The sequence below is a fragment of the Gordonia sp. SMJS1 genome (assembly GCF_029866425.1).
Lineage (GTDB): Bacteria > Actinomycetota > Actinomycetes > Mycobacteriales > Mycobacteriaceae > Gordonia > Gordonia hongkongensis.
Window position 1 is genome coordinate 2,929,140 of the sequence record NZ_CP123381.1, and the last position, 12,461, is coordinate 2,941,600.

General features: G+C 65.5%; 14 protein-coding genes. 10 read left to right on the plus strand and 4 right to left on the minus strand.

Annotated features, from left to right (window positions below):
• Positions 1-316 precede the first annotated feature (316 nt).
• From QAD21_RS13460 to QAD21_RS13475, 4 genes are all read left to right on the plus strand, one after another.
• Positions 317-640 (plus strand): hypothetical protein, encoded by a 324-nt coding sequence (locus QAD21_RS13460; RefSeq protein WP_203235851.1) that lies wholly within the window; start codon positions 317-319, stop codon positions 638-640.
• A 279-nt stretch (positions 641-919) separates the two neighbouring features.
• Positions 920-1,618 (plus strand): PE-PPE domain-containing protein, encoded by a 699-nt coding sequence (locus tag QAD21_RS13465; protein WP_223258861.1) that lies wholly within the window; start codon positions 920-922, stop codon positions 1,616-1,618.
• Positions 1,619-1,719: 101 nt separating this feature from the next.
• Positions 1,720-2,250 carry a hypothetical protein gene (locus QAD21_RS13470; protein ID WP_065631656.1) on the plus strand — a complete coding sequence of 177 codons (531 nt, stop codon included), beginning with the start codon at positions 1,720-1,722 and terminating at the stop codon, positions 2,248-2,250.
• 68 nt (positions 2,251-2,318) lie between these two features.
• The gene (locus QAD21_RS13475) at positions 2,319-2,930 is read left to right on the plus strand and encodes an AAA family ATPase (RefSeq protein ID WP_068970446.1); all 612 of its coding nucleotides are present in this window, start codon (positions 2,319-2,321) and stop codon (positions 2,928-2,930) included.
• Positions 2,931-3,028: 98 nt separating this feature from the next.
• Here QAD21_RS13475 and QAD21_RS13480 read toward each other — a convergent pair whose 3' ends face one another.
• Positions 3,029-3,478 (minus strand): GNAT family N-acetyltransferase, encoded by a 450-nt coding sequence (locus QAD21_RS13480; protein WP_238994896.1) that lies wholly within the window; start codon positions 3,476-3,478, stop codon positions 3,029-3,031.
• Between the two features lie 168 nt (positions 3,479-3,646).
• On the opposite strand from QAD21_RS13480, the gene QAD21_RS13485 reads away from it, so the two are divergent.
• Positions 3,647-3,940 (plus strand): hypothetical protein, encoded by a 294-nt coding sequence (locus QAD21_RS13485; RefSeq protein WP_065631654.1) that lies wholly within the window; start codon positions 3,647-3,649, stop codon positions 3,938-3,940.
• Between the two features lie 15 nt (positions 3,941-3,955).
• Here the strand turns inward: QAD21_RS13485 and QAD21_RS13490 are convergent, their stop codons facing one another.
• Positions 3,956-4,471, minus strand: coding sequence for a MarR family transcriptional regulator (locus QAD21_RS13490; RefSeq protein ID WP_083207431.1), 516 nt, complete (start codon positions 4,469-4,471; stop codon positions 3,956-3,958).
• Between the two features lie 101 nt (positions 4,472-4,572).
• Here QAD21_RS13490 and QAD21_RS13495 point away from each other — a divergent pair, with 101 nt between their 5' ends.
• A complete protein-coding gene (locus QAD21_RS13495; RefSeq protein ID WP_280359669.1) occupies positions 4,573-6,654 on the plus strand; it encodes an MMPL family transporter in 2,082 nt (693 codons plus the stop codon).
• A 243-nt stretch (positions 6,655-6,897) separates the two neighbouring features.
• Positions 6,898-8,484, plus strand: coding sequence for a plasmid pRiA4b ORF-3 family protein (locus tag QAD21_RS13500; RefSeq protein WP_280359671.1), 1,587 nt, complete (start codon positions 6,898-6,900; stop codon positions 8,482-8,484).
• A 12-nt stretch (positions 8,485-8,496) separates the two neighbouring features.
• Here the strand turns inward: QAD21_RS13500 and QAD21_RS13505 are convergent, their stop codons facing one another.
• Both QAD21_RS13505 and QAD21_RS13510 read right to left on the minus strand, forming a co-directional pair.
• The gene (locus QAD21_RS13505; RefSeq protein ID WP_058253482.1) at positions 8,497-9,045 is read right to left on the minus strand and encodes an ester cyclase; all 549 of its coding nucleotides are present in this window, start codon (positions 9,043-9,045) and stop codon (positions 8,497-8,499) included.
• Between the two features lie 130 nt (positions 9,046-9,175).
• On the minus strand, positions 9,176-10,348 hold the full coding sequence (locus QAD21_RS13510) for an acetyl-CoA C-acyltransferase (RefSeq protein WP_159370898.1): 1,173 nt from the start codon (positions 10,346-10,348) through the stop codon (positions 9,176-9,178).
• Between the two features lie 124 nt (positions 10,349-10,472).
• Between QAD21_RS13510 and QAD21_RS13515 the strand changes: the two genes are divergently transcribed.
• The 3 genes from QAD21_RS13515 (at position 10,473) to QAD21_RS13525 (ending at position 12,411) form a co-directional block, all read left to right on the plus strand.
• Positions 10,473-10,946 (plus strand): helix-turn-helix domain-containing protein, encoded by a 474-nt coding sequence (locus QAD21_RS13515; protein ID WP_065631647.1) that lies wholly within the window; start codon positions 10,473-10,475, stop codon positions 10,944-10,946.
• 24 nt (positions 10,947-10,970) lie between these two features.
• Positions 10,971-11,498, plus strand: coding sequence for a putative immunity protein (locus QAD21_RS13520; RefSeq protein ID WP_068970448.1), 528 nt, complete (start codon positions 10,971-10,973; stop codon positions 11,496-11,498).
• 166 nt (positions 11,499-11,664) lie between these two features.
• Positions 11,665-12,411 (plus strand): MBL fold metallo-hydrolase, encoded by a 747-nt coding sequence (locus QAD21_RS13525; protein ID WP_068970458.1) that lies wholly within the window; start codon positions 11,665-11,667, stop codon positions 12,409-12,411.
• Positions 12,412-12,461: the final 50 nt, after the last annotated feature.

A 12,461-nucleotide genomic window follows, 5' to 3' on the forward strand; every position in this document is an offset into this window, starting at 1 on the left:
GGACTTCGGGGCGAACAGGCACGTGCAAGGCCGAGGGGCCGAGAGGCCAGCGGGGGCTCCGTCCCGGCCGCCGCACAGTCGTCATACGGGAAGCTCCGACTCGTCCTCGAGTTGGTTCGGTTTCGATGGCGGATGGTCAGGCGACGGCGGCTCCGATTCCTCTGGCGGAAGCTCGGGTGGCGGCGACTAGTGGGTCGACCACCCGGTCCATTGCGAGACGTCGACGAATGGCTGGTCCACTCCCCCCGCACCTCCTCACGGTGACCTGGCTCTACGTCCCGACGCCGACGAGTGGCCTAGCACCAGTGAAGTGCGGGTGCGCCTCTCCCCCGGCCAGGCAGGCGGCACCGAGTTGGAGCTCATCCATGCAGCATTCGTCGGAGAACCCTTGTTCGCGACGTACGGACCAGGTGCCGGCGGGGTCGGTTGGGATCTATTGCTCCTCGGTCTGACCCGGCTGCTCGTCGATGGCGAAACCGCTGACCACGAAGCAATCGAGAAGTCTCCCGAGGGACGCGAGTTCATCCGCCGTAGCGCGGCGGCCTGGGGAGAGGCACACCTCGCGGCCGGAGGTGAACCCGCGCAGGTCGCGGCCGCGGCTGCGGCCACCGCGAAGTTCTACGCACCCGATTCGGTGTGATTCCGGGTCTATTCGCGATACAAATCGGCAAACAACAGCGTTAAACGCCTATCGTCGGACCGCCGTCCCTTTTCTCGCATCCCCCCGGCGAGATTTGCGATGTGATAGACATTCGTCAGACCTCTGAGGCGGCTTAGAATGAAGCAATATTCGCGAATAGTCCTGGTGCTCATTGTGGCAATCGGAATCGGGCAATGGACACCGAATGTCGCAGGTGCAGCGCCGGGCCCGGGTGGGGCGACAGTGCTGACACTGGACCCGGCCTTCCGCTCGCTTCCGATGAACTGGCTGCGCGGTGAGCTGTTCGCACCACCCAATCGAGTGGTGAACGTGCCGTACAACAACTTTCCCGGCGCGACGAACACCCACCGCGGACGCGACAAGTTGAACGAGATGCTGCACGAGATCCCCGGGCGGAAGATCGTCGTCGGACACAGTCAAGGCGCGCAAGTTCAGGATGATTGGCTGCGCACCTACGGTCCCACCAGCGACATCGACCCTGCCACAGTGACGTTCGTCCTGACCGGTGATCTCGAATCGAAATACAACGGTTGCGCCAACCAGGGAGGATGCCGCGCGGACTACGGCGGCAACAACTTTCCCGATGACACCCGATACACCGTCAAGATAGTTGCGCGACAATACGATTTCTGGGCCGATGCACCCAACCGCGACCTCATGAACGACGCCGCCCGACGAAACCACAGTGCGTCGGATTCGGTCGGCGGACGTGGTGAAGGCCGCCCGGTACACAACGACTACAGCATGATCGGGCTCGACGATCCGGCCAACAAGACGTTCGTCGAAGGCAACGCCACCTACATTCTCGGCGCCCCGGCAACCTATTACCTGCCCATGGTCACCCAGATGTGGACGACTGCCGCCCGCAAGGCCGAAGAGGACGCACGACTTCGTCCGGAGGTCGAGAAAGCCTACGACCGGCCGATGGGTTCGCCGCCGGCCCCCTCTGACACCTGAGCCGGTTCATCTGACCCGAATCGGACAGAACCGAAGTTCGAGCGCGCGCCGGCACCTAACATCAGGACTGCAACGTGACGGCATGACGAGCGAGGACCGGCATGAAAAAGACCCTGAATTCCCTGTCCGAAAGCGAATATGTACTCGTCCGCGAGACCAAGAAATCACAGATGGCCGGCCTCGACGAGGACGGACTGATCGATCTGCACTCGCGAATCCGGCGCGCACGGAACAAGCACGTCACCCTCTACCGCCGTGCGGGTGCTGAGAAAGTCAAGACCAAAGGCGGCCGTGGGAGCGCGAAAGCAGCAAATGCCCGGAACGCCGCTAAAGCCGAGGTCTTCGAGGACGCCTTGAGCCGCGTGAGCCGTCGACTGGCCAGGGTTTCTCGAGACGCCGCTCTCGAATTGAAGGCCGAGCGACTGGTCCGGGCGCGTACCGACAGCCCGACATCTCAAAAGGACACCGGCAAGGGCAGAGGCAAGGACAAGGGCAAGGGCAAAGTGGCGTCGTCGGGACGAATCCGGACCGACGACACCCGCGAATCACCCGGTCGAAAGAAGTACGAGGCCTCGACCATCGCCGCCGGTGCGCGACGTCAGACCAAGAAAGACCGGAGGCACGAATCCTGACCGGCGGACCGACATCGCCCCTGACCGCTTCACCGGAAGCGCTGCCCACCTGTCGGTAACCTCACGTCATGTTGATCTGGATCAACGGCGCCTTCGGCGTCGGTAAGACACAGACCGCACACGAGCTTCACCGCCGGCTGACTGCGTCGCACGTGGCCGATCCCGAACTCCTCGGATTCGCGATGCACAAGATGCTGCCGCCCGCCCGGCGCGACGATTTTCAGGACCTACCGCAGTGGCGCACGGGCGTCACCCAAACCCTCTTGGATGCCGAACAATCCAGCGACTCCCCGGTGATCGTTCCCATGACGCTCGTCGACGCTGAGTACTTCGACGAGATCGTCGGTGGACTCAAAGAGCATGGCGTCGATGTCAGGCACTACACCCTGACCGCTTCCGTCGAAGTGATCCATCGACGTCTCAGAGCCCGCCTTGCTCACCGTCTCGGCCCCATCCTCGGCGCCGATGAGACCTGGGCGATGAAACAGACTGGGAGGTGCGTCGCCCGGCTTGGCGAGGACCGATTCGCAAGCCATGTGCCAGCAGACGAACGCAGTGTCGACCAAGTTGTCGAGCACATCGCCGACGATGCCGGACTCGAACTCTCCCGTCCCCGTTTGTCTTCGGCGCGTTATCAGCTGCGTAGGGCAGCAGTCGCAGTTCGACACATCCGAACGTGAGCCGACACTCGTCCGCGAGACTTCTAGAGGCCTCGAATGGCCGTGGTGACGGTGAACAAGTTCTGCACCCGCGATTCGCCGCGGCGTGAAACTAGGTCTCACGGGACCCCGGCGCGCCGAAAGTGCAGCAACGGAAACGGCCGGCCGTCGGAATCCACCGGCGAGCGGCCCACCTGCTCGAACCCCCTGCGCCGATAGAACTCCACGGCGCCCGGGTTCTGTTCGTTGACGTCGAGTTCGTCGACGCCGCCGTGCGCGACCGCGTGATCGAGCAGCACCGTGCCGATGCCCCGCCCGTGGGCGGCCGGATCGACGAACAGCATCTCGAGCCGATTCTCTGCGGTTCCGCTGAAGCCGACGACCACTCCGTCGGCCTCCGCGACGACCAACTCGACCGCCGGAAAGTAGTCACGTGCGAGCCGATCCGCGTAGCCGTAGATGTCGGCAGGAGTCAGGAAGTGATGCGTAGCCTCGACCGCCGAACGCCACACGGCCACGAGGCGGTCCGTGTCGGCGTCGTCGGCCTGCCGAAGTCTCACCTCAGCCACGGGTCGCCGAACGAGCGCGGGCCCAGCAGGTCGGTGTATGCACGATCGGCACAGTAGTGCGCGCCGGCGTCGAAGGGCAACGGTGTTGTGATCTGCCGCAAACCCCGGCATCGCCGTTCTCGGCGGATATCGTGATCACGACACAATCCGCAGGGCGAGGGGTAGCACGTGCTCGAGATCCATGGTCTGTCGAACGAAACGGTCGTACTCGATGGCGAGTGGTTCGAGAAACTCCGCGGCGGCACGTCCAAGACCCGGTTGCCGGCAGCATCGTTCGTCTCCGCGGAGGTCACCGAGACCAACCGACGGAAGAAGCTGTTCGGCGGTGAACGCGAACAGCTCCTCCAGGTGACCCTCACCTTCTCGCGCCCGCCGTTCGTCGGGCTGATGACGTCGGCGGAGAACCGGGCGAAGGTCGACGCACTCGTCGCCGGACTCGAAGCAGCCCGCGACGCGGGTTGAGCAACCGACGCGACGCTATGACGGCCCCGAGCTCCGATCCTGTTGCACGCGAATCAGTTCGAGCAACAATCGACGGAGTTCCGGTTCTGACGCGCCGATGGACGCGATCAGCGCCGGGTCGGTTCGCTCCCGTTCCAGCAATGCGCGGTAGACCTCGGCACCGGCCGGAGTCGCGCTCACGTGCTTTCTCCGCTCATCGTCGGGATCGACCTGACGCCGCACGTAACCCATCCGTTCCAGTCGCTCGATGGTGCGGCTCGCAGTTTGATCGGTCACCCTGGCCTTCTTGGCGACCTCGCGCTGGGTGGCCGGTCCCGTGCTCACCACATGGAGGACGACGAGTCCAGCGCTCGAGATGTCGTACTCCCGCAGTACCGCCTCCCAGGCGTGCTCGACGAGCCGTGCCGCCACCGACAGCAGCCGACCGGTCGGCCACCCGTCCATCCCGTCGTTTCCGTCGTCCACCTTGTCCTGCCGATTCTCTACGTCACACCCCGCAGACTTGCAATTGTTCAGCCTGCTGAACATCATGGTGCTCACGCACTCCACCCGCAACCGACGAACGGAAGCCCGTGAACCCACCCACCTCTGCTCGACGAGTCAGTCGCTTGCGATGGATTCTGCCAGCCCTCTTGGTCATCGGATGGCTGGCCCTGGGTTCTGTCGGCGGACCGTTCGCCGGAAAACTCGGTGACGTACAGGCGAACGACAACACGTCGTTCCTGCCCGCATCCGCCGAAGCCACCGAGGTCTCCCGCCTGGAAGCGGACTTCGTGGACTCCTCCGAGATCCCGGCCGTCGTGGTGGCCGAACGTACGAGCGGCATCACCGACGCCGACCTCGCGTTCGTGTCCGAGGCGGTGGGCAAGGTCGCCGGCACGGACGGGATCTCCGAGCGAACGTCTCCGCCGATCCGCTCGCAGGATGGTCAGGCGATCCAGATGATCGTGCCCGTCGACTCCTCCGGGGAGATCTCGGAAAGCATCGAGGCTCTGCGTGCGGAACTCGCGAACGGCCCGCCCGAGGGACTGTCGGTGTATGTGACCGGACCCGCAGGCATCGCGGGCGATCTCACCGAGGCATTCGGCGGGATCGACGGCTTGTTGCTACTGGTTGCCGGCGCGGTCGTCATCCTGATCCTCATCGTGGTGTACCGCAGTCCGATCCTCCCGTTCGTCGTGATCGTGTCCGCCGTGTTCGCGCTGGGGCTCGCCAGTCTGCTGGTCTACGTGCTCGCGTCGAACGACGTGCTCACCCTCAACGGCCAGAGCCAGGGCATCCTCTTCATCCTCGTGTTCGGTGCGGCGACGGACTACGCCCTGCTCCTGGTGTCCCGCTATCGAGAAGAACTGCGACTCACCGACGACAAGTACGACGCCATGCGGGCCGCGTGGCGCGCGACCCTCGAACCGGTCGCCGCCTCCGCCGGCACGGTCATCGCCGGTGTGCTGTGCCTCCTGCTGTCGGATCTGAACTCCAACCGCGGTCTCGGCCCCGTCGCCGCGATCGGTATCGCGGCGTCGTTCCTGGCGTCGATGACGTTCCTCCCCGCGGCACTGACCCTGCTCGGACGCAGTGCCTTCTGGCCGAAGCGACCGGTCGTCGACCCGGCGTCGGCGCAGCGTGAAGACAGCAGCAATCATCGCGTCTGGGGCGCCCTGGCGCACCGGATCGGACGGCACCCCCGCCGCTTCTGGGTGGCCACGACGTTGCTACTCGTGCTCTTCGCGCTGTTCCTCCCCCAGTTCAAGGCCGACGGGGTCGCGCAGTCCGACACCTTCCTCGTAGCAGTGCAGTCGCAGGAGGGCCAAGAAGTCCTCACCGCCCACTTCGACGCCGGGGACGGTTCACCCGCGGTCATCATCGCCGACGCCGCATCGCTGCAGCAGGTGCAGAACACGGCGGCGAATGTCGACGGCGTCGCCGAGGTCGTCCCGGTCACCGATCCGAGCGGCGCCCCCAAGACCGTCGACGGACGAGTCGCTCTGCAGGCGACCCTGACCGATCCGGCCGATTCCGTGGCCGCAGAGGAGACCATCGAGCGTCTTCGCGACGCGGTGGGGAACGTCAACGGCGCCGACGCGCTCGTGGGTGGTCCGACGGCGGTCGACCTCGACACCAAGACGACGGCCATCCACGACCGGAACCTGATCATCCCGATCGTCAGCATCGTCGTGCTGCTCATCCTGTGCGCGCTGCTCCGGGCGATCGTCGCCCCGATTCTCCTGATGGCCACCGTCATCCTGAGTTTCGCGGCCACTCTGGGAATTTCGTCGATCGTGTTCAACCACATCCTCGGATTCCCCGGCGCCGACCCGGTCGTGCCGCTGTTCGCGTTCGTCTTCTTGGTCGCGCTGGGCATCGACTACAACATCTTCCTGATGACCCGCGTCCGCGAGGAAGCACTGCAGATCGGTACGCGCCGAGGTGTTCTCCGTGGGCTCACGGTCACCGGCGGAGTCATCACCTCGGCCGGCGTGGTCCTCGCGGCGACGTTCTCCGCCCTGGCGGTCATCCCGCTGATCTTCTTGGCGCAGATTGCGTTCATCGTCGCCTTCGGCGTCCTCCTCGACGCGTTGATCGTCCGGACCCTGCTCGTCCCGGCGCTCGTCTACGACATCGGCCGTCCCGTGTGGTGGCCCAGCGCGCTGGCCAAGAAGGAGGATGTCCCGGAGGACGACAAGTTGGTGGAGGCAGGACCAAGGCAGAGCTAGGAAAGTCCGGACTCTTCATACCGAACAGCCGACGGTCCCGGCCCTCAGGAGCCGGGACCGTTCGACCGCTGGCAGGATCAGCACTCGACCTGGCCGATGACGGCGGTGCTCGCGATAGGATCGGTCCCGATGAGCCGGAAGAACAAGCAGTCCCGTGGCGCCAAGCGGACCGAGAAGGCGAAGAAGCGGGCTGCCCGCCGAAACAGCAACGTGATCCCGATCCGGGGTCGCGACACCTCGGAGATGGGCGTCCTGTTGCGCGAGTTCGAACGATGGCTGCCCAGCGAGGAATTCGAAGACGATCCGGACAAGCAGGCAGCCATCGTCGACGCCGTCAGAGCGCTGGACTTTGCCGTCGGCTACGCATTGCCAGACCATCGGCCCACCGAGTGGTCGCTCGATGAGGTCGATGCGGCAATCGACTTCGCCGAGTACATGGAAGAGGAAGAGGACGACGCCTTACCGGCAAGCATCGCGGTCTTCGCACTGCGCCTGTTCATCGATTTCCTCGTCACCACTTCCAGGTGGACAGGAGCCATCAGCGCCGATGTCGTGATGGGGGCTTGCCAGGGATACCTCCTCGACTCCATGGGCGGGCTGAAGGTCGAGGTCGACGACATCGACAGCTCCGCCGAGCGCGATGCACTGGAAACGGTTCGGGTTTTGCAGCGGCTCGATGTGTTGATGGACTGGATCGGCCACAAACGGCCGGTGACGCCGAGTGGATGGCTCAAGCCGGCACTGCTTCCGGACCTTCTGCAGGCCCTTCAGATCGAGCAACCGTCAGCAGCACTCAAGGCAATGAAACATCATCGCGTTCTTGCCGAGATCTGGGAGCTCGCCCGGGATGCCCAGTTGATCGCAATCACTTCATCCCATGTCTACCCGGGCCCGGCGGCCGCGTACTGGCGTGGACCACAGTCGCTGACGACGCGACGCAGCACGCTGGCTGCGGCCGTCGGCAGGGCGTTGACCTCTGATTCGAGTGCAATGGCACAGTTTGTGGACGGTATCGTCGCGCGCGTCGTATACCACGGGCTGACGATCATGCCGTTTGCCGCCGATCGCTTCGCCGCCCTGCGCGATGACGGGCTGATCTCACCGGAGATTCCCAAGGCTCATTCTCGCGTCGAGCACATCATCGAGGACGGGTGGCTCGTCCTCAACGATGACGGTGACTACGTCGTCCCCGAGGGGTTGCGACCCGCGGTGTGGGACGGATTTCCGGAACGTCACAATCCGGAAAGCGGGGGCGAGGCGACCATGATCACGGTTCGCGTCGAACTCGCCGGCGTACGACCCAGAGTCTGGCGACGGATTCGAATTCTCGCGCTGGTTCCATTGAACGAACTCCATGAAGTGCTCCAAGCTGCTTTCGCCTGGGACGACGCGCATCTCTACGCCTTCACAACGCCGTGTTCTGGCCACGCGCACCGGTACCTGTCCGACGAAGCGATGGACACCGCACGGGTCGACCGATACACGGAGTCTGTCTTCGACTCGACCCTGGGCGAGCTGATCGACGAACCCGGCGACGTGGTGACCTACGAGTACGACTTCGGCGACGGCTGGGAAGTGAGCATTGTCGTCGAGGCATTCGCGCCGATGAACGACGACGAACCGCCGGTGACGTTCATCGACGGTGGTGGAACCGCCCCGTTCGAAGACGTCGGCGGAGTGCCTGGATGGGCGGACTTCATCGAGGCGGTCAACGATCAGACGCACCCTCGCCATCTGGAGCTACGCGAGTGGGCGGGCATGTCACCTGGTTCTGCCTTCGACCCGACGTCTTTCGACATCGATGCGGCGAGGCGCCGCCTGGGGGTGTGATCCTCTGCGGCGTCAGGCCGACGCGGCGGACCGGGATGTTAGACGACGGACAGCAGCGCCGATGACCGTGATCGGGTGATTGAGCAGCGTGGCGATCCGGCCGGCGAGGGTGTTCGGATCCCGCGCGACCCCGAGCTGCATGAACATTTCCAGACGGTCGAAGTAGGCGCGCTCCGCAACCAGATCTGAGCCCGCGAAGGTGAACACCGCGACGATGGGCAGGTCGAGAGACCGACCCGTCGGGGCGAGCCCGCGGTATGGGCCCAGATGTGTTCCGCGAACTCGCGTCTCACAGATGACTCGATCGTCGTGATGGCACAGCGTCTCGGGGTCGACATCGAAATGCATGTCCGGCAATGCGGTGAACAGTTCGTGATACGAGGCCGACACCGCGTCGTGGCCATCGGCGATCTCACCGGGCAACTCGGTACGTGCCGCGCCGTCTTTGAACGTCGCCAGCGTGGCACCGACGTCGTGCCGATTCTCGGCCTCGAGATGCGCCAGAACGGTGGCCTCCCGCGTCGCGACGAGCGCTGCTGCATTCGGATCGGTTGGGTTCATGAGGTCCCCGCAGTCATCGGCCCCGCTCCGAACAGCGGGTATGCGCAATCACGGTACCGGGCGGACGCAACGTGTGCGACCGAGATTCGCCGAATGGACGACGAGCACGTCCGCCCGGACCGCCGACGGCTCAGCCGAGTCGCTCGTAGATCGTCGCGTTGGCCAATCCGCCTGCCTCACACATCGTTTGCAGGAGGTAACGACCGCCGCGCTGTTCCAGCGCGTTCAGTCCCGTGGTCGCGAGGCGGGCACCGCTGGCACCCAGCGGGTGGCCGAGCGCGATCGCACCGCCGTTGACGTTGACTCGATCCACGTCCACCCCGAACTCCCGCGACCACGCCAGTACCACCGGCGCGAACGCCTCGTTCACCTCGAACAGGTCGATGTCCTCGACTCGCAAACCACTGCGTGACAGTGCCTTCCGCGTCGCCGGGATGATGCCGGTGAGCATCAGGAGTGGGTCGTCACCGGCGACCGCGATGGTGTGCACACGAGCGCGCGGACGCAGACCGAGTTCGGCGGCTTTCTCCTCGCTCATCAGCAGCACCGCCGACGACCCGTCGCTGATCTGACTCGCACTCGCCGCGGTGATCCGCCAGTCGATCTCGGGGAACCGGTTCGCGATCGCCTCGTCGTAGTAGGCCGGTCGCAACCGGGCGAGGTCGTCGAGGTTGCCCCCGAGCCGGATGCCCTCGTCCGACGTCAGCCCCGCGATGGGGGCGAGTTCGTCGTCGAAGAGTCCGTTCTTGGTGGCGGTGGCGGCGAGATCGTGTGACTGCAGCGAGAATTCGTCGATCTCGCGTCGCGAGATGTCCCAGCGGGCGGCGATCAGTTCCGCCGAGATCCCCTGACCCACGAGGCCCTGCGGGTATCGTTCGCCGAACGCCCGTCCGTTGAGATCGGCGGTACCGGCAACGGCCGAGCCCATCGGGATACGGGACATCGATTCGACACCCGCGGCGACCGCGATGTCGTACGTGCCCGCGATGATGCCCTGCGCGGCGAACGCGATGGCCTGTTGCCCGCTTCCGCATTGGCGGTCGACGGAGACCCCCGGCACGGATTCGGGGTAGCCGGCGGCCAGGAGCGCGCGCCGCGCGATGTTGAAACTCTGCTCCCCCACCTGACTGACGACACCGGTGATCACGTCGTCGACGAGTTCGGGATCGACACCCGAACGGTCCACGACTGCTCGGAGGCTGTGCGCGAGGAGGTCGACGGGATGAACGTCGTGGAGGGCGCCGGTGGGCTTGCCCTTGCCGATGGGTGTGCGAACAGCGTCGACGATGACCGCAGATCTCATGACTGATCCTCCGTCAGTGTGCGGATCGGAACGCAACCCGATCCGGATGATGGCTGACTTTTGTCTGCCAAAGTCAGGTCTACGCTCTGGCTATGGTCTTGTCAAGTCAGGGTAGGCTGGGGGCATGATGCACCTGAAGGGCCCGCTGGCCGAACGCGACAGCTGGGAGGCGAGCGGCTGCTCGATCGCGAAGGCGATCGACCTGGTGGGCACCCGGTCGGCGATCCTTATCCTGCGGGAGGCCTTCTACGGCGCCACCAGGTTCGATCAGTTCAGCCGGCGGGTCGGGATCAGCGACGCGGTCGCGTCGGCCCGCCTGCGCGAACTCACCGAGGCCGGGATCTTCACCAAGGTCCCCTACCGCGACGCCGGCCAGCGCGAACGGTTCGAGTATCAGCTCACCGACATGGGCCGCGATCTGTTTCCCGTGGTGATGTCGTTGATGCAGTGGGGCAACGACCATCTGCAGCCCGACGGCCCGCCGCTCACCGTCACCGACCGAGCCCAGGCGCCCGTACGCGTGGGCGTCGTCGCCGAACCCACCGCGGTTCTCACACCCGAGGACGTCGAGGTGCAAATCGCCCGGCGCCGCCGCTGAGTCCGTGCCGGCAGAGAGGTCGCGATGATCCTCCCCACAGTGTTCGACCCCCGCTTGGTCACCATCCGTCGTGGCGGGACACTCACCGACGCCGATCACCACTTGCTGGCGCTCTGGGCGGCACGGTGTGCGGAGCACGTTCTGCCCTTGTTCGAGTCGGCACGGCCGGATGACGCTCGCCCCAGGGAGGCAATCGCGGCGGTCCGCGCGTGGACCCGGGGCGAACTGGCGATGATGGAGTCGCGCGCCGCCGGCGGACACGCCATGGGTGCCGCCCGCGATCTACGTGGCGCACCGCGGTTCGCCGCCTACGCCGCCGGGCAAGCGGCGGTGACCGCGCACGTCGCATCGCACGACCTCGGTGCCGCGGCGTACGCGATCAAGGCGGTCCGGTCCGCACACGGGGTCGACGCGGGTAGACACGAATGCGCTTGGCAGCGAAGACATCTCCCTGTTCGGGTACGCGAGTTGGTGCTCGACGACCAACGTGCCCGCAATTACCTGTGCTGGCAGGTCTTCATCGACGATCGACATCAGGTCGGCAATCGGTGATTCGCGTTCACCGGGGTGTTCCTGTTACTGTCGCAGTCACGCTCCTGCGGTGCTGTAACCCGCATGTCGAGCCAGAGGCCGGGGTGATTACAGAAACCCCCGGTCTTGTCCAAACTTCGAAGGTCGTCCCGGTTTGCTGCCGCGACCACCGGGTACGCGTCTCGTCATGACCTTCCATCGTGACGTCGTCCCCGGCATCCACTGGCTCGAGTACGCCTACACGAATCAGTACCTGATCGAGGACCAGGACCGGCTGATCCTCGTCGACTGTGGACTCCCCCGTTCGTACGAACCCCTCGTCAAGGCCATCCGGGAACTCGGCCGTGACACCGATGCCGTGACCGACCTGATCATCACGCATGGTCATTTCGATCACGTCGGCACCGCGCGCCGCCTGGCGCGCGAGTGGCGGATCCCGGTCCACGTCCATCGCGACGATGCGTGGCTGGCGTCCCATCCCTACCGCTACGCGCATCAGAACGCGACCAGATTCGGAGTGCCCCTTCGTCATCCGCGTTCGCTACGCCTGCTCGGACGCATGGCGGCGGCCGGTGCGTTCACGGTGCGCGGCGTCGATCACCTGGATGTGACGCCTTTCGGCGATGATGCCCTGCTCCCCGGTGGCGCGCAGGTGGTGCCGACTCCCGGTCACACCTACGGCCATGTGTCGCTGCACTTTCCATTGCGCGACGCGGTCATCGCCGGCGACGCGCTCGTCACCCTCGATCCGTACACCGCGGCGACCGGCCCGCGCATGATCGCCGGTTCCGCAACCGCCGACCTCGATCGCAATCGGGCGTCGCTCGACGCGCTGGCAGCGACGGACGCGAAGTCTCTGCTTCCCGGGCACGGGGTGCCGTGGCATCACGGGGTGGCCGTCGCGGTCGACCGGGCGCGTCAGACCAACGGCTGACACGTCGGACAACCGGCCGCCAGATCACGAGCCGGACAGCGAGACGGGCC